General features: G+C 30.5%; 15 protein-coding genes. 5 read left to right on the forward strand and 10 right to left on the reverse strand.

Annotated features, from left to right (window positions below; genetic code table 11):
- Positions 1 to 28 precede the first annotated feature (28 nt).
- Together ITB9_RS07605 and ITB9_RS07610 are read right to left on the reverse strand one after the other, a co-directional pair.
- On the reverse strand, positions 29 to 1,009 hold the full coding sequence (locus tag ITB9_RS07605; RefSeq protein WP_028290313.1) for a PLP-dependent cysteine synthase family protein: 981 nt from the start codon (positions 1,007 to 1,009) through the stop codon (positions 29 to 31).
- Between the two features lie 292 nt (positions 1,010 to 1,301).
- Positions 1,302 to 2,537, reverse strand: coding sequence for an ABC transporter permease (locus ITB9_RS07610; protein ID WP_054851752.1), 1,236 nt, complete (start codon positions 2,535 to 2,537; stop codon positions 1,302 to 1,304).
- Positions 2,538 to 2,545: 8 nt separating this feature from the next.
- Between ITB9_RS07610 and ITB9_RS07615 the strand changes: the two genes are divergently transcribed.
- Positions 2,546 to 3,790: an exo-beta-N-acetylmuramidase NamZ domain-containing protein gene (locus ITB9_RS07615; RefSeq protein ID WP_082396113.1), complete on the forward strand. Its 1,245-nt coding sequence runs from the start codon at positions 2,546 to 2,548 to the stop codon at positions 3,788 to 3,790.
- On the opposite strand, the gene ITB9_RS07620 is transcribed toward ITB9_RS07615, so the two are convergent.
- The 3 genes from ITB9_RS07620 to ITB9_RS07630 form a co-directional block, all read right to left on the reverse strand.
- Positions 3,787 to 4,707 carry a hypothetical protein gene (locus ITB9_RS07620; RefSeq protein ID WP_054851754.1) on the reverse strand — a complete coding sequence of 307 codons (921 nt, stop codon included), beginning with the start codon at positions 4,705 to 4,707 and terminating at the stop codon, positions 3,787 to 3,789. The two genes, ITB9_RS07615 and ITB9_RS07620, sit on opposite strands and share 4 nt — an antisense overlap.
- A gap of 292 nt (positions 4,708 to 4,999) precedes the next feature.
- On the reverse strand, positions 5,000 to 5,893 hold the full coding sequence (locus ITB9_RS07625; protein ID WP_054851755.1) for a hypothetical protein: 894 nt from the start codon (positions 5,891 to 5,893) through the stop codon (positions 5,000 to 5,002).
- Between the two features lie 19 nt (positions 5,894 to 5,912).
- Positions 5,913 to 6,407 carry a YkgJ family cysteine cluster protein gene (locus ITB9_RS07630; RefSeq protein ID WP_028290318.1) on the reverse strand — a complete coding sequence of 165 codons (495 nt, stop codon included), beginning with the start codon at positions 6,405 to 6,407 and terminating at the stop codon, positions 5,913 to 5,915.
- Positions 6,408 to 6,428: 21 nt separating this feature from the next.
- Here ITB9_RS07630 and ITB9_RS07635 point away from each other — a divergent pair, with 21 nt between their 5' ends.
- Positions 6,429 to 7,127 (forward strand): bifunctional 2-polyprenyl-6-hydroxyphenol methylase/3-demethylubiquinol 3-O-methyltransferase UbiG, encoded by a 699-nt coding sequence (locus ITB9_RS07635; RefSeq protein ID WP_054851756.1) that lies wholly within the window; start codon positions 6,429 to 6,431, stop codon positions 7,125 to 7,127.
- Here ITB9_RS07635 and ITB9_RS07640 read toward each other — a convergent pair.
- From ITB9_RS07640 to ITB9_RS07655, 4 genes are all read right to left on the reverse strand, one after another.
- Positions 7,124 to 7,651 (reverse strand): DUF2059 domain-containing protein, encoded by a 528-nt coding sequence (locus tag ITB9_RS07640; protein WP_054851757.1) that lies wholly within the window; start codon positions 7,649 to 7,651, stop codon positions 7,124 to 7,126. The genes ITB9_RS07635 and ITB9_RS07640 overlap by 4 nt on opposite strands.
- A 40-nt stretch (positions 7,652 to 7,691) precedes the next feature.
- Positions 7,692 to 9,314 carry an amidohydrolase gene (locus ITB9_RS07645; RefSeq protein ID WP_054851758.1) on the reverse strand — a complete coding sequence of 541 codons (1,623 nt, stop codon included), beginning with the start codon at positions 9,312 to 9,314 and terminating at the stop codon, positions 7,692 to 7,694.
- Positions 9,315 to 9,408: 94 nt separating this feature from the next.
- Positions 9,409 to 11,136, reverse strand: coding sequence for a hypothetical protein (locus ITB9_RS07650; protein WP_054851759.1), 1,728 nt, complete (start codon positions 11,134 to 11,136; stop codon positions 9,409 to 9,411).
- 40 nt (positions 11,137 to 11,176) lie between these two features.
- Entirely contained in the window at positions 11,177 to 14,197 is a 3,021-nt protein-coding gene (locus ITB9_RS07655; RefSeq protein WP_054851760.1) for a tetratricopeptide repeat protein, read from the reverse strand.
- A 230-nt stretch (positions 14,198 to 14,427) separates the two neighbouring features.
- Here ITB9_RS07655 and ITB9_RS07660 point away from each other — a divergent pair, with 230 nt between their 5' ends.
- From ITB9_RS07660 to ITB9_RS07670, 3 genes are read left to right on the forward strand one after another with little or no spacing between them, the layout of a single operon-like run.
- Positions 14,428 to 15,111, forward strand: a complete 684-nt coding sequence (locus ITB9_RS07660; RefSeq protein ID WP_054851761.1) for a cell division ATP-binding protein FtsE — start codon at positions 14,428 to 14,430, stop codon at positions 15,109 to 15,111.
- An 11-nt stretch (positions 15,112 to 15,122) separates the two neighbouring features.
- Positions 15,123 to 16,013 (forward strand): glycosyltransferase family 2 protein, encoded by an 891-nt coding sequence (locus ITB9_RS07665; protein WP_054851762.1) that lies wholly within the window; start codon positions 15,123 to 15,125, stop codon positions 16,011 to 16,013.
- Complete coding sequence (locus ITB9_RS07670) at positions 16,010 to 16,948, forward strand: glycosyltransferase (protein WP_054851763.1); 939 nt, start codon at positions 16,010 to 16,012, stop codon at positions 16,946 to 16,948. The genes ITB9_RS07665 and ITB9_RS07670 overlap by 4 nt, the downstream gene beginning before the upstream one ends.
- On the opposite strand, the gene ITB9_RS07675 is transcribed toward ITB9_RS07670, so the two are convergent.
- Positions 16,934 to 17,338, reverse strand: a complete 405-nt coding sequence (locus ITB9_RS07675) for an FdtA/QdtA family cupin domain-containing protein (protein ID WP_054851764.1) — start codon at positions 17,336 to 17,338, stop codon at positions 16,934 to 16,936. The genes ITB9_RS07670 and ITB9_RS07675 overlap by 15 nt on opposite strands.

The raw sequence follows: 17,338 nt of genomic DNA on the forward strand, positions 1-17,338 counted from the left end.
TTTTTATATTAATTATTGGAGCTTAAAACTACTCAATGTATCCTTTTTCGCGCATCCAGTCGTCATTAAACATTTTACCAACATAACGACTTCCATGATCATGAAATAACACCACAACAACATCATCTTTTGTAAAGTGTTCTTTTAATTGTAATACTCCTTTTATTGCTGCTCCTGCACTATTACCTAAAAACATTCCTTCTTCTTTGGATAGTCTCTGAGTATAAACTGCAGCATCTTTATCTGTTACTTTTGTAAATCCGTCAATAATATCAAAGTCAACATTTTTTGGCAAGATATCTTCTCCGATTCCTTCTGTTACGTATGGATAGATTTCGTTTTCATCAAAAATACCTGTTTCGTGATATTTTTTAAATACTGATCCGTAAGTATCTATTCCCCAAACTTTGATATCAGGATTTTGTTCTTTTAGATATTTACCTACTCCAGATATGGTTCCTCCTGTTCCAACACCAACAACAAAGTGTGTTATTTTACCTTCAGTTTGTTTCCAAATTTCTGGTCCTGTACTTTGGTAATGTGCTTTTGCGTTACTTGGATTATCGTATTGGTTTACGTACCAACTGTTTTCTATTTCTGTGCTTAATCTTTTTGATACAGAATAGTAAGATCTTGGATCTTCAGGCTCAACTGCTGTTGGACATACGACTACTTCTGCTCCTACTGCTTTTAGTATGTCTACTTTTTCTTTACTTTGTTTGTCTGCCATTACAAATATACATTTGTAACCTTTGATTATTGCTGCTAACGCTAATCCCATTCCTGTGTTACCTGAGGTTCCTTCTATAATAGTTCCTCCTGGTTTTAAACGTCCATCTGCTTCTGCATCTTCAATCATTTGTAATGCCATACGATCTTTAACAGAGTTTCCTGGGTTAAAGGTTTCGTATTTAGATAGTACTAAACATGGTAGCTCTTCAGTTAGCTTGTTTAATTTTACTAATGGTGTGTTTCCAATGGTTTCTAGTATATTGTTTGCGTATTGCATGTTTTACTTTTTATTTTATTTTGCAAAAATAAGTAATCTTTTTGTTTTATGTTCCATTTGATTGAACACTTAATAAACTGTTATTTTTAGTTCATAATTTTAACATTATGATAACTACTAAAACCTTAAGTTTAAGCTGTACTTTATTTTAATTACTTGCCTTAGGATAGGTTGCGTTAGCAGTAGTAACGACATCCTTTTTTGTGCGCGCTTATGCGCAAAAAAGATATAGTGGATGACGCGACCTTTGACTTGATTTTTTTTATCAAGTTAAAGGTAACGCCCAAATTATTTAATCAAATCTAATAGCTTTTACTGGAGATATTTTTGAGATAATGTAAGATGGTATTAATAGCATTAATAGACATAATACAAAGGTCCCAATATTTAATGCTATTATGTAACCTATGTTTATATACACAGGTACTGCAGAGACGTGATAGGTTTGTGGATCTAAAGGAAAAAGTCCAAAGTATTTTTGTAAAAACAATAAGGTTAATCCTATTAAATTACCCCAAAACAGACCTTTTAATATTAGATAACTTGCGTTGTATAAAAAGATTTTACGTATGCTGGTATTGGCACTTCCTAATGCTTTTAGAACACCTATCATTTGGGTACGTTCTAGAATTAAAACCAACAAAGCTGTTATCATGTTTATACCTGCTACTAAAATCATGATACCTATTATAGCATAGATATTATTGTCAAAAATTTTTATCCAATCAAAAATGAATGGATATTCTCTGTCTACTGTTTTTGCATTTAGAGTTGATGGTACTGCTATAAATATAGCATTTCCTGTGGTTTCTAGATTATCATAATCGTCTATAAAAACTTCAAAACGTCCAACTTGGTCGTCATCCCATTTGTTTAGTCGCTTAATATGATTGATGTCTCCAATGACATACAGTTGATCCATTTCTTGTAGACCAGAATTATAAATACCAACAATATTAAAAGTTATACTTCTTGGTGGTTTTGTTGTGTCTTCTCTTAAAAAATAAGTATTTACACGATCTTTAAGTTTTAGCTTAAGTCTGTTGGCTAAATACTGAGAAATTAAAATGTCTTGATTTAATCCGTCTGTATAGTTTGGCAGTTCTCCTTCTATTAAAAACTCTTTAAAATATTGCCAATCATAATCTTGACCAACACCTTTTATAACGACGTATTCAAAATCGTTTTCTAACCTAATTATCCCAGATTTAGTTGCTGTAGCCTGAATATGAGTCACACCAGGAACACTAGAAAAATTTGGATAAAAATCCTGATTGGTAGATATTGGACGTATACTTTCTTCGGACTGATTATTATCGTAATTTTGAATGATACTATGTCCATTAAAAGCAATTACTTTTTCTCTGATTTTTTGTTGCAACCCAATACCAGTTGCTATAGCAATCATCATTACAATAATTCCCAAAGCAATTGCTACAATACCAATTTTTATTATTGGTGCTGATATACTACTTTTATACGCTTTACTATCAATTATGCGTTTAGCTATAAAAAACTCGAAATTCAAACTAGATTATGCGATTTAATGTTTTCAAAAATACAGTTTTATTATTTGTTATGGTACTAAATTCTTGTGCTTATAAAACGAAAAACAATATTACTGAAACAACTGTTATTTTGGCTAAAGCCGAAATTACTACTGATAACTCTATAGATAAGTCAATTATTGTTGGAGCAAATCAAACCAAAGCCTATTTACCTTTGCTAAAAGACAAACGTGTTGGTGTGGTAGCTAATCAAACAAGTGTAGTTTTTAAAAACGAAACATATACACATTTAGTAGATAGTCTTTTAGATTTAAACGTAACTGTAAAAAAAGTCTTTGCACCAGAACATGGTTTTAGAGGTCAAGCAGATGCAGGTGAAGTGGTTAAAGATGGTATAGATACTAAAACAGGCTTACCTATTGTATCATTATACGGAAAAAATAAAAAACCAAGCGTTGCACAATTACAAGACATTGATATTATAATTTTTGATATTCAAGATGTAGGTGCGCGTTTTTACACCTACATATCATCTTTACATTATGTCATGGAAGCTTGTGCTGAACAAAACAAAACTTTAATTGTATTAGACAGACCAAACCCAAATGGCCATTATATTGATGGTCCAATTCTAGAAAAAGAACACACTAGTTTTGTCGGTATGCATCCAATACCTGTTGTACATGGCCTAACAATTGGTGAGTATGCACAAATGATTAATGGTGAGCATTGGTTAAAAAATAAGGTAACTTGTATGTTAGAAGTTATAACTATTAAAAACTACAACAGACAAATGACGTATGATCTACCTATTAAACCCTCTCCAAATTTACCTAATGCTCAAGCTATAAATTTATATCCAAGTTTATGTTTTTTTGAAGGGACTAATGTTAGTGCTGGTCGTGGTACAGATTTACAGTTTCAAGTTTATGGTTCTCCATTTTTACCTCAGACATCGTATAGCTTTACCCCTAAATCTAATGCTGGAGCAAAATACCCTAAGCATGAAAACAAAATATGTCATGGATATAATTTAAGTGGTAACAAACCTTTATCTAAGCTTAACCTAAGCTATCTTATAAATGCATATAATAGCACCAATGATAAAGGCGCATTTTTTATTAAGAATGGCTTTTTTACAAAATTAGCTGGAACAAAAAAATTACAAGAACAAATTGAAGCTGGTTGGAGTGAAGACAAAATAAAAGCCACTTGGACAAGTGGCTTGAATGATTTTATGATTAAACGTAAACCTTACTTATTATACAATTAATCTTCGTAAGGTAATCCGTTTGGTCTTAAATTTTGTTTTCTGTATTCTTCTCTAGTTTGTTTTTCTAGACTGTTATTATTTATTTCAGAAATATTGTATTTCACCTCTTTAGTATCAACTTTTTTTTTTGAGCTAGCTAAAGTAGCTGCATGCTGTTTTAAAATACGTTGGTTACGTTTGTAACGTGCAGCAACAGTATTAGCTTCTTTTTCTTTAATTGCAAGACGTTTAGCTTCTCTTTGCGCTTCTTCTTTTGCTAATTTTTCTTGTTCTGATACTTTTTTATTAACTTCAGCTTGAGCAAATACTTGATCTTTCATGGACTTTGCTTCTACTTCACGTTTGATGCGTGCATTATACTCTCTCTGTCTCAGGACAACTAACTTACGCTCTTTAGCCAATTTTTCTTCAAAAGAAATTTCATCTTCTTCAATAGTCGCACTAGCCAAACGTGTATCTTTATTAATAGATGCTCTTGGCGTAATACTACGTTTACGTTGTTCTTCTTTAGATAAACTAGCACGTAAAACATCTTCTTCTAAATCTGTTACAGCGTTAGTTGGTTTTGCAATATCTTGAATACGATTTAAAGATATTGGATATACAGCATCTTCACGATAAGCCACAACAGTATATCGACCAACATTAAAATGGTGTAATGGAATTTTAGCTTCCTTACTACCTAAATCCATCATTATAGATTCTTTTTTATTATGAAACAAAAAAGTAAACCTATAAATGTCTTTATTACTTTTTAATACAATAGTGTCTCCTGTTTTATTAAGCCCGTGAATAAGTCCTGCTTTGGTAGCATTTACATTTTCGACAATGGTTGTTTTACTTCTTGTTTGAGAAAACATTGAAGTGGTTAATAGAAAAGTAAAAACTAATACTAATGTTATTTTTTGCCTAATCATAATTGTATAATTAATTGTTACGCTAAAAGTCAGTTTAAGAGGATTCCAAAAGTATTATGAAATCTAGATATTTCACACTAATCATAATGCAAGTTATACATTTTTAGTCAAAATGCACAAAAAACCGATGAACAGACATTTAACCTGACTATCAATAACTTAAATAAAAAAAACAATGATTTACAACAAAACTTCAACAAAAAGAACAATAAACTACAAAATCAACAACAAAATGAAGTGTAAACAAAATTATTCTAAAAAAAGAGAAGCATAGCCTATTGAGAATTATTAATTATTTTTTCAATAACAATTCAACTTTATTTAAATCAGATTGTGATAAACTATCACGCCATTTTATAGCTTGATCCATATCATCCAAGCCTCTAAAAGTTACATAATTTAAAAACGAAAACAAAGATTGATTTAAGTCGTCAATTGATTCAGTTTCATGTTTTTTAAGAAAACGACGCGCCTTTTTAAATTTACCTATTATTAAAAAACCTTCAATTTTCAATAACTCTTGTTTTTGATGTAAAGCCTCTTTATGTTCTATATCGCTAAGCTTCAATAAATCTGTAGCTTCATCCATATATAAATCTGATAAAGCTATTAATTCTTCTTTAACAAAATCTTCTGCATACATTGCAAAATCAAGATATCTATTAGCTAATCTAAACGCTGAAGCATAATTTTTATGTTCAAAATATTGCTTCATTTCATTTGATAAAAATGAAGTGTCTAGCGCGTATTTCTGTATTAAAAGCGACATGTTAGTCATACTAAAATCATCTCTTTCAGATAGATTTAATATGTTTCCATTGGGATCCATTACTTTTAATTTGTCATCATTAAACCTTTCAATATAACTAACTCTCCTGTTTTTAACTCCACCATGATAAAGTTTATCATAATTAGACTCGTTAATTATAACTGGTACAAAATACTCCCAGACCAACTGTTTTATTTTATCACTTTCAAATAACTCTACAACAATTTGAGAACCCTCTTTAGTATCCACCAATAAAGGATAAGAATAATTAGCAGCATCCTCCCAAATAACTAACATCATTTTATTTTTAACCAATGCTAATTTTTTAGCTAACGTATAAGAAGTCAACCATTCTTGAGCTATGGTACTATTTATAGAACATAAAACAAAGGCTATAAGGACAACTATTTTTTTCATAGATATTATTTAAGCAGAATTACAATTTAATTCTAGATTTCATCTTTTCTACAATATTATAAGCAGCAGGACAAATGGCAACGTTTTTTAACGTTAAATTAGATATTTGTTGAAATTTTTTACGATCAGTATGCGGAAATTCGGCACAGGCCTTAGGTCTGACATCATAAATAGAACAGTAATTATCTGGACCTAAAAAAGTACAAGGTACAGACTTTAAGACATAATCATTTTCTTCATCCACACGTAAATATTGATCAATAAACTGTTGTGGCTTTTGTCTAAAATATTTAGCAATACGCTGCACATCTTTGTCTGTAAACAAAGGTCCAGTAGTTTTACAGCAATTAGCACATGTCAAACAGTCTGTAGTTTCAAACTCCTCTTCATGCAATTCTTGCATAATATAATCCAATTGCTTTGGTGGTTTCTTTTTTAGCTTTGTAAAAAAGGTTTTGTTTTCCTTATGCTTATCTTTGGCAAGCTTTGGTAGATTATTTAAAAATGCTTCCATAGTGCAAAAATAGTATTTTAAATGAAAGACCTTTTCGGAAAAGCATTATTAGATTATCAAAATGGTAATTATACAGTAGATCTTATAACATCTACCAACATATCTGATGACGATGCACTACCACTTCCCTACTTATTTAGAAGTTTTAAAGACATGCCTAAATTAGAGCAGCATGCATTAAAACTATCTAAAGGTAATATCTTGGATGTTGGTTGTGGCTCAGGAAGCCACACTTTATACCTTCAAGACAAAGGATTACAAGTTAAAGCAATTGACATTTCTGAAGGTGCTATTACCGTTTGTAAACAAAGAGGTGTTTTAAACGCTGAGTTAAAAGGCTTATTAGATGAAACTGAAACTTTTGATACCATATTATTATTAATGAATGGTACTGGTATTTTTCAAACTGTAAAACAAGTCTCTGCATATTTAACACATCTTAAGTCTTTATTAAATACCAATGGTCAGATACTAATAGACTCAAGTGACATACAATATATGTATTTAGATGAAGATGGTGGTTTTTGGCAGGATATTAATGCCAATTATTATGGTGAATTGGATTACTTTTTAAGCTATAAAAATGAAAAAGAAGACCCTATGAAATGGTTATACTTAGATTTTAATTTACTGCTTACTGCTTGTCAAGCTGTTGGTTTAAAATGCGAAATGCTCGCGGAAGGCGAGCATTATGATTATTTAGCAAAGATATCTGTCTAAAGATCGTACCCTTTTTCTGATAATTTTGAGATAACGCTTTTATATAAATTACCACTCCACATTACAGAAATATCACTCATAGATGAATTCATAGATTCTTGAGAGCTAACAATTTTTTGTCCTGTTTCACTTTGATAAAATTCTTTTAAAAAAACTTTATCACCTTCGGTTAAAGCATCTGTTTTAAACATGTTTTTACCAGCTTTGGTTGCATATAATTTATTCATGTTTTTAACATCCTCATGTGTAAAATGCGCTTTGTAAGCACTAACAATCATTAGAGACAACTCGTCCATTGCTTCTGAGTTACCTTTTTTTAAGTCTGCCCAAACAGTTGCTGGCACTTTTTGAGTCACAAACTGCTCTTCTAGCATCGTATACATTTGTTCTATAACACCTTCATAATAACTATATGTTCCGTTACTTTTAATACACGTTTTAACATCTTTACTGTATTGATCTACTTGAGCAAAGACTGATGTACCAATGACTAAAAAGCAAAATATTGTGATTATTTTTTTCATTTTAATTAGTTTGTATAATTAGTTATTTACAAAATAGCAACTACTGTGCCACTCCGTTAATGTAAGTTTCTTTAACTGTTATATTTGGGATTTCATTTTGATCCACAGTCATTATATCTTTATCTAATATAATAAAATCGGCAAACTTACCTGTTTCTATACTTCCTTTTTCTTGTTCTTCAAAGTTAGCATAAGCAGCCCAAATGGTCATTCCGCGTAATGTTTCTTCTCTTGACAACCCATTTTCTATATTAAAACCACCTTTAGGAAATTGTTTTAAATCCTGTCTAGAAACCGAAGCATAAAAGGTTAAAAATGGACTTACTTTTTCTACTGGAAAATCTGTACCTAAGGCCACTCTTCCGCTTTTTTCTAATAATGTTTTATAAGCATAAGCGCCTTTTATACGCTTACTCCCTAATCGGTCTGCCGCCCAATACATATCACTTGTAGCGTGTGTAGGTTGGATAGAAGGAATAATATTTTCGTTTTTAAAATAATCAAAATCATGATCAGTAATTACCTGAGCATGTTCTACTCTCCAACGTCTATTTGCTTCATTTTTTAAAGTCTTTTCATAGGTTTGTAATACAAATCTATTGGCAGAATCTCCAATAGCATGCGTATTCATTTGATAATCTGCTTTTGCTATTCTTTCAGCTAAATCCTTATAAGCGTCAGTACCAATAACTAGAGCTCCAAAATGATCATGTTGATCTGTGTATTCTTGTTTTAAAGCTGCACCACGTGACCCTAATGCTCCATCTGCATAAACCTTTACAGATTGGACGTTTAAACGATCTGTTTTTACTTTTCCTTTAGTTAAATAATAATCTAAATTTTCTTTTTTATTACTAATCATAGCATACACACGCATATCCAATTTACCTGCTTTTTGTAAGCTATCAATTAACTGAATAACTTGCTTATCTAATCCTGCATCTGACACTGTTGTTAAACCTAAATCTGTACATATTTTTTGAGCAGATAATAAGGCGTCAATTTGTTGCTGAACTGTTTGCTCAGGAAAAACAGCCTCTACCAACTCCATTGGATTGTCAATTAATACACCTGTTAATTTTCCATTTTCTTTTAAAATCTCACCACCATCGATTTTAGAATCTACTGTTATTCCTGCTAAATCTAAAGCTGCTTGATTACATAACATAGCATGACCATCTACTCTAGTTAAAGCGACTGGTGTGTTTGGATATAGTTTATCCAGCAACAATTTATTAGGATACTTTTTGTCTTCCCAATCGTTTTGGTCCCAACCTCTACCTATTATAAAGTTAGTTGGTTTATTATTATAAAAGTCAATAGTTTTTTTCATGACATCATCAAAACTAGTCGTCCCTCTTAAGTCCACATTTAATTGGTTTAATCCTAGTCCATAAAAATGACAATGTGCATCTATAAATCCTGGTACAATTGTCTGACCATTTGCATTAATAATATTAGTTGACAAGTACTTATTTGTAATTTCTTTTGTTGTTCCTGTAGCTACAAATTTTCCGTCTTTAATTGCAAACGCTTCTGCTTTAGCAAACGTTGCATCAACAGTATAAACATTAGCGTTAGTTACTATGGTGTCGACATCGGTTTTGTTAGTTGAGCATGAGGCTACTATACAAAGTAACAATGCTATTTTTAATAATTTCATGGTTAGATATTTTTAAACAAATATAAGAATAAAAAAAACCTCTAAACAGAGGCTTTTTATTGTTATATCTTAAGATGAAATTATTTAGTATAGACTAAAAATCAAATTTGTAAGTAGCTCCTGCTAAAAATTGAATACCCTGAACAGGTGTGTTTTGCCATTTGTTATATTCTTCTCCAGCAATATTATTAGCTTTTGCAAAAACTGAAAAACGATCGTTTATATGATATCCTACATGTGCATTGGCATCAAAATAGCTATCCAATGTAACTTCTCCAGACGTTGGTGTTATTAAGCTTGGCACATTAAATTGGTCCTTACGCTCGCCTACAAAATATAAATTAGCACCTGCAAACCACTGTTCTGTAATTTGATAATCTAAAAAGACAGAAGCTTTTAAATTTGGTAAATTCCAAGCTTCAGTTTCGTTATTAGTGTCATAATTAAAATATTCTCCTTTGACACCTAAAGTGATGTTACGGTTTACGTCTACATTAAGCTCTGCAGACACACTTAAAGTTGTAATATCGTCATATATTATTCCAAATGAATTTCCGAAGGTATAAGATTCTGTTGTTTGAGTAATATCGTTATTTACAAATAAAGCTTTATTTTTTTCTGAACTATAATTACCACTTACCGAATAACTCATTGTATTTGTTAACTTCCCTTTTAATCCAGCAAATGCTTTATATTGCTGATCTGTTGGAGTTATAAATAAGTTAGGCGAAACAAACGGATTTTCTTGTGCATAATCGTAATACGAATTTTGATTTAATCCACCAGTAACACCTCCAAAAACAATTAAAACTTCGTCTACCAATCTATAACTTGCTGCAATATTTGGATAAATAAAGAATTTGCTTTTACCAGCTTCTGTATCATTAAAATAGACAGCTTTTACACCTAAATCTACAGTTAAGTCATCTTCTTTTATCTGAAATTTTGGAGAGACACCAAATAAGAAATTACCATAATCTAAAGCTTGATCTGAGAAATATCCTTTTTCAAAACTACCTCCTAAATAGTCTGCAAAAACTTCTATATCCACATCATTATCTTGAATATTTATTGTTCCTGTAGCAACAGCTTTTAACCTATTTTCTCCAGATCCATAATCGTCACCAAAATGTCTAAACAAAATATTAGCTGATGTTATTGTGGCATCTTCAAACATAATATCTCCTCCAATATATCCGTTTATAAAGCTATGTCCAACATCCAAAGCATCTGCTATTTCTTGATCAAACAGAGGCTGTTGTAAACCATACCAATTAAACGTTTGGTATTGAAAACCGCCTAATGCTGACCAAGTATAATCACGATCTGTTTTTGTATAGTTTAAATTAATTTTTGAATCTGAAAATCCACTATCTGTTAAAGCATCTTCTACATCTCCAATAGATGAATGATGTCCTAAATAAGCACTTACAACCTCATCACGACCTAATTGCTGATTTAAATATGCTTCGCCTAAAATAGTGGTATAAGTACCAAAACCAAGAGTCGCATAATTATTATACAATTTTACTTTTTTTGCTTTATCTACAACTGCTGCTTTACCTTTTGCAGGTGTAAAGGTTGAAGCAACTGGAAATGAAAAAATATTATATTTTACTTCTTTTTTCACAGAAGTTTCATTGTCATCTAAAGATGGCGTTTCTTTTACTTTAAACGCATCTGAAATGGTTGGTGTATATGGTTTAACAACGTCTATCACTCCTGTTTGAATAGTATCTCCTTCACGCTCTTGAGCAAATGTAATTAGGGTTACTACTAATGATATTACTGTTAATATGATTTGTTTTTTTGTTCTAAACATAATTTATATTTATGAATTACGACGTCTGGATTGATGTATTTTAGTCTTCAGTGATTACTGAAGAGTTTGTTTTAGCTTCTTCTGCTTTGATTAAGTTTAATTGGGTTTTTGCTTCTGTTTTAACATCTTCAAAATTGCTGAAGTTTTTAATTACACTTTCTAAAATATAGGTCGCCTGAAAGGCATCACCAAGAGCATAAAAATTCTTAGCCATAATTACCAATCCTTTGGCTCCATAGTATTTGTAACCTGAATAATCTTTAGCCAAACGTTGTGTTACTGTGTTTGACTCAGCATACAAACCGTCTTTATTTTTAAAATAAGCATTGTAATATAAAGCTTCGGCTGCTGTTTCGCCTGTCGCAAAAGTTTCTACTTGTGTGTAGGCAGTTCTAGCTTTAGCCATATCATTAGTTTTAATTGCTGATCTTGCAATAATCACATAGGCATCACTTCTAACTTTATTGTCTAAATTATTCTTAGCAAGCACTTTTTCCGCGTAAGCGACTGCTTGATCATAATTATCTAATTGGTAATTGGCTTGCATTAAATTGGATTGTGCAAACAAGCTGTTTTGTGGGAAATTAGCTTCGGTTTCTAAACGTTGTAAAGTCGGAATAGCTTCTGTCCAATTATTGTTATCTAACTGAATTTGTGATAGACGCAGTAATGCTTCTTCTGAAAACTCGCTTTGTGTTTGTGTTACGACATAAGCATAATGAGGTTTTGCATTAGATTTTAAATCCTTTTTAAAATACAACTGAGCTAAATAAAAATGCGCTTGTGTTGCGTGTAAGCCACTTGGAAATTGATTTAAATAGCCATTAAATTGTTTGATTGCAGAATTAACGTTTTCATCTAAATACTGGATTTCTGCTGCTTGATAAGTTGCATTGTCTAAGTCGGCATTTGTAACTTCAACAAAATCTAATGTTTTTACCCAAGTTGCATATTGATCTACTTGACCTAAATCTATATATATTAATCGTGCTGTAGATACTGCCTGATTGGCTTCTGGTGTGTTTGGATAGTCTTTTGCTACTGCTTTAAAAACGGTTAAAGCTTGCTGGTTTTGATTTGCGTTATAATATACCAGACCTTGACGCAATTGACCTTTGCTTGTAAATGGACTTGTACGATATTCTTTTTTTAATTGTGTATAAATACCAATTGCTTTATCATCAAGACCTGCTTTTACATAGCTATTACCTAAAGCATACATAGCGTCATCACGTAATTTAGATTTTGGATATTTAGCAATAAATTGTTCTAATTTACTGGTTTGTGTGTCTTGATTACCAATGTAACCATAACTCATGGCTTTTTGGAAATAGGCATAATCACTCTCTATAGTTCCTACTTGCATGGCTTGGTCATATGCTGCAATAGCTTTGTTATAACTACTTGACACAAAGTAACCATCGGCTAATCTTAAATACGCATCGTTTAATCTAACTTTATCTGTTGCGTTTTTTTGAATAAACTGATTGAAATACGTGGTTGACTGATCGTAGTTTTTTTGCTTAAAATAGGTATATGCGATGTTGTAGTCAAGGTTTTGATATTCGGTAGTCACATTAGCTTCACTATGTTGTGCAAATTGTTTAAAACCAATTAAAGCGTCGTCATAATTTGTTAGGTTGTAATCCGTTTCGGCTTTCCAAAATATTGCTCTTGCAGTAAACTTTTGATCTTGTTGTTCTTTTAAAGAATTATCAAACATTGCTTCTGCATCTTGATATTTACTTTCATTAAACAATTCTAAACCTCTGTAAAACGCTACTTTTTGATAAGCTACTTTACTTTCAAAACTATTTTTATTTTTTAGTAGCACTAAAGCTTCCTTATAGTTTTTTGAAGTTATGTAAGAGTCAATTAATAGTGTTTCTATTTCATCTTTATACTCGGTTTCAGGATATTTTTCTAAATAAGTATTTAAAACCTGAGGTACAGATTGATATGCGTTACCAATTTGGTAACTAATTTTAGCGTAATTTAACCATGCATCTTCCTGAATTTTTAAATCATAATCCATTTGTGATGCATTTCTAAAGGCATTTAATGCCTCTTGTTTTTTACCTACATTTACATAACTTTCTCCTAAATGGTAATAAGCATTTTGGGCTACACTATTATCTGCGCTTACAATTTTATTAAACTCTGATATTGCTTTATCGTACTCTTTTTGTTTGTAATAAGCATAACCAATTTGGTAGTAATCTGTATTACTCCATTTTCCTTTTTTTCCTTTATATTCCGTTAAATACGGAATAGCTTTATCGTACTGTTCTAAATTAAAATAACTTTCTCCTATTATTTTGTTAAGTTCTGAAACTTCATTACGATCACTGGTTTCTAATTTAGGTTTGGCTAATTGAATAGCTTTTTCAAATTTACCTAGTTTGAAGTTTAAATCTGCTTGAAAATAGCTTAGTTTTTCTTTGTACTTTTCTTGATCACTAACTTGCTCAAAATATTTATTTGCACCATCATAGTCATCGCCTTGATAAGACATAAAACCCAAATAATACTTGGCTTGAGACCCATATTTTTGAGACGTCTCTACACGTGTTAAATATTTTTTAGCGTCTTTATAGTTTTTAGTAACGAATGATGCGTAACCATTATTAAAATTATAGCCTTCACGATCTGTTCTTGATAAAGAAGACTCGTCAACCTTAGCATACCATTTTTGAGCATAAGCATATTTACCATTTACAAAGTAATACTCTGCAACATCTACAAAGGCAGTATTTTTTTTTGTGCTTGTTGGATAATCTTCCACAAATCGCTCTATTAACACATCAGCATTTTGCTGGTTTAATCTTATAGCTGCATTAGCAATATAAAACGCACAATTACTTTGTATGTTAGGATCTTGAGATTCTTTTTTAATTTGTGTAAACAAATTTTGAGAAGCCAAATATTGTTGGCTATTATAAAGCTGAAGAGCTTTTTGGTAATTTGCTAAATCACTTGTATAAACAGCGGTTTGCTGTGCAAATAATTGTAGACAAAAGGCTAATGTAATAAAAAATGTAAACTGTTTTTTTAATGACATTGATACTATTTTTAAATTCAAAATCAAATATAAATTAATCTATAAGTCTAACGTTAGATTTAACTAATAATTATAAATGGACCTACTAAATATGATGTTAATAATTAAATTAACTATGCTAATTAAGTCATAAATGATGCTAATTATTTTCCTTATTATTTATTAATTGTTTACTTTGGCAGATACAATTTTTTGCTTCAAAAAAGCGTTACCAAACAATAACTCACTTTATGTCAAACACAGTTTTAGAATTAAAAAATGCCTCAATATTTCAAGGTAAAAGTCTTGTATTATCTGATGTTAACTTAGAAGTTAAAAAAGGAGAATTTGTATATTTAATTGGTAAAACTGGTTCTGGAAAAAGTAGTTTTATGAAAACACTTTATGGTGATTTAAAACTAACACAAGGTAAAGGGTATATTGTAGACTTTGATTTACCGACATTAAAGGAAAAAGAAATTCCGTTTTTGAGACGAAAACTTGGTATTGTATTTCAGGATTTTAAACTTCTATCAGATCGTACAATAAACGATAATTTATTATTTGTCTTAAAAGCTACTGGTTGGAAAGATAAAACTAAAATGAATGAACGTGTTACTTCTGTATTGGATAAAGTAGATATGAAAACCAAAGGTTTTAAATTTCCGCATGAATTATCTGGTGGAGAACAACAGCGTGTTGCTATTGCACGTGCTTTGTTAAATGATCCTGAGCTTATTTTGGCTGATGAGCCAACTGGTAATCTTGATCCACAAACTAGTATTGAAGTTATGGAAGTACTACAAGACATTAATAAAAATGGTAATACCATTTTAATGGCGACTCATGATTATGCATTATTGCTAAAATACCCAAGTAAGACTTTAAAATGTGATGACAATAAGGTTTATGAGGTTGTACAACGTAAATCTTAATTAAAGTTTACATGTTATCTGTATTAATCCCAACTTATAATTACGATGTCACAAAGTTGGTTAATAGCTTACACCAACAACTTATATCACATAAAAATTGTTTTGAAATTATTATTTATGATGATGGATCTAAAGGTAAAACAATATTAATTAATGATACCCTAAATACATTAGAAAATGTTACTTTTAAAAGTCTTGTTACTAATGTAGGTTTAAGCAACAACAGAAATTTATTAGCAGAGGCTGCACAATATGAATACTTATTATTTATTGATGGAGATTCCTTAATCATTTCTGATCAGTACATCGTAAACTTTTACAAAAGTATAAGTGACAATTCAGATATTATTTATGGTGGACGTATACATCCAGAACAAGTCCAAAACAAACGTAAATTAAGATGGAAATACGGTAAACAACGAGAAGATTTAACTGCAAAACAAAGAAGTCAAAACCAATACAAATGTATGTTTTGTAACAATACATTAATGACCAAAACTATTTTTAAAGCTATTGGTTTTGAAAAAACATTATCACAATATGGTCATGAAGACACACTGTTTGCTTATAAAGCAAGCTTAATAAAAGCAAACATAAAGCATATAGACAACCCTATTTTACATGGCGATGTTGATATTAGCAACGTATTTATAGATAAAACAAAAAAAGGGCTAGAAAATCTTAACTATATTTACAAAACAGATTTGATTAAAATAGAATTTATTCCGTTTTTAAATTATTACACAACTTTAAATCGTCTTAAAGTCAACTACCTATTAGCCTATAGCTTCCCATTAATAAAAACCATTACAAAACGTAATTTAACGTCCAAACACCCTTCATTATTTCTATTTGATTTATTTAGAATTAGCTATTTTTGTTATATAAATCGTAAAAAATGAGTCCTTTCTTTTCTGTTATTATTCCGCTTTATAATAAAGAAAAATACATTTTAAAGACCCTTAAAACCGTATTAAACCAATCGTTTCAAGACTTTGAAATTATCATAGTAAATGATGGTTCAACAGACAATAGCGTTGATATTGTAAATAACCTAGCCAACGATAAAATTAAGTTGATACATCAAGAAAAACAAGGTGTTTCTGTTGCTAGAAATAATGCGATAAAATTATCAAAGGGGAATTACATAGCAACTTTAGATGCTGATGATTTATGGAGAAATAATCATCTTGAGGCATTAAAACAAACAATTACTAAATATAAAGATGCCATTCTATTTTGTAATAATTATGAAATAAAAAGAAATGACGGATTTATAACACCTGCAAGATTTAATTTTAAATACGACACTGACTGCCTGTTAATCGATAATTTTTTCGAGGCAAATGTTATTAATTATATACCTCACTCGTCTTCTGTAGCATTTAAAAAAGAGGTCTTTTTTAAAATAGGCGCATATAACAATTCTTTAATAACTGGTCAAGATATAGACTTATGGATTAGATTTGGTCTAAACGGAAAAATTGCATTTAATCCTACTGTTACAATGCTTTATAATTTTTATGACCCAAATAGCCTATCAAACAGCAACTTAAATGACAATAGGTTATATTTAATAAATCAGTATAAAGAGAATGAAAAAAATAACCCAGATTTAAAAAGCTATTTAGATATAAAACGCTACGCATTAGCTATAAGATACAGATTTAATAAAGATTACGACAAAGCCCAAATGCTAATTAAAAACATCGATAAAAACCATCTTAACATAAAGCAACGTTTGGTATTACAATGTCCTAGATTTATATTAATAGTGCTAAAACGTTTTCAAGATTTATTAATAAAAAACAACATTTATTTATCAGCCTTCAAGTGATAAATAATGATTAAAATCTCTTATGTAGTCGGACTCTTCATAAACATCAGAAGCCAATACAAGACAAACGGATCCTGATGAAAAATTTTCAAGTTCTCTCCAAATACCAGGTACTATTAACAACCCCTTGTCAGGCTTATTTAAAGTTATAGTTCTGGTCGTACTACCATCTTTTAAAATAACATCAAAACTACCACTTACAGGAATTAAAAACTCATATTGTGCTTTATGAGAGTGACCTCCTCTAAACGCATCACTAGGTACATCATATAAATAATAAACACGGTTTACTTTATAAGGTAAAATATCTTTTTCAACAATAGCTAAGTTTCCTCTAGCGTCTTTCACTTTAGGAATTTCTATTACAACAACATCATCGTTATTAGCCAT

Origin of the sequence: Olleya sp. ITB9, from assembly GCF_001315805.1 — a bacterium.
Lineage (GTDB): Bacteria > Bacteroidota > Bacteroidia > Flavobacteriales > Flavobacteriaceae > Olleya > Olleya sediminilitoris.

Coding starts and splice junctions, on each gene's coding strand:
- ITB9_RS07650 (WP_054851759.1), bottom strand. CDS start 11,136: ATGTTTAGAACAAAAAAACAAATCATATTAACAGTAATATCATTAGTA.
- ITB9_RS07630 (WP_028290318.1), bottom strand. CDS start 6,407: ATGGAAGCATTTTTAAATAATCTACCAAAGCTTGCCAAAGATAAGCAT.
- ITB9_RS07665 (WP_054851762.1), top strand. CDS start 15,123: ATGTTATCTGTATTAATCCCAACTTATAATTACGATGTCACAAAGTTG.
- ITB9_RS07615 (WP_082396113.1), top strand. CDS start 2,546: ATGCGATTTAATGTTTTCAAAAATACAGTTTTATTATTTGTTATGGTA.
- ITB9_RS07640 (WP_054851757.1), bottom strand. CDS start 7,651: ATGAAAAAAATAATCACAATATTTTGCTTTTTAGTCATTGGTACATCA.
- ITB9_RS07645 (WP_054851758.1), bottom strand. CDS start 9,314: ATGAAATTATTAAAAATAGCATTGTTACTTTGTATAGTAGCCTCATGC.
- ITB9_RS07620 (WP_054851754.1), bottom strand. CDS start 4,707: ATGATTAGGCAAAAAATAACATTAGTATTAGTTTTTACTTTTCTATTA.
- ITB9_RS07660 (WP_054851761.1), top strand. CDS start 14,428: ATGTCAAACACAGTTTTAGAATTAAAAAATGCCTCAATATTTCAAGGT.
- ITB9_RS07675 (WP_054851764.1), bottom strand. CDS start 17,338: ATGGCTAATAACGATGATGTTGTTGTAATAGAAATTCCTAAAGTGAAA.
- ITB9_RS07605 (WP_028290313.1), bottom strand. CDS start 1,009: ATGCAATACGCAAACAATATACTAGAAACCATTGGAAACACACCATTA.
- ITB9_RS07625 (WP_054851755.1), bottom strand. CDS start 5,893: ATGAAAAAAATAGTTGTCCTTATAGCCTTTGTTTTATGTTCTATAAAT.
- ITB9_RS07670 (WP_054851763.1), top strand. CDS start 16,010: ATGAGTCCTTTCTTTTCTGTTATTATTCCGCTTTATAATAAAGAAAAA.
- ITB9_RS07655 (WP_054851760.1), bottom strand. CDS start 14,197: ATGTCATTAAAAAAACAGTTTACATTTTTTATTACATTAGCCTTTTGT.
- ITB9_RS07635 (WP_054851756.1), top strand. CDS start 6,429: ATGAAAGACCTTTTCGGAAAAGCATTATTAGATTATCAAAATGGTAAT.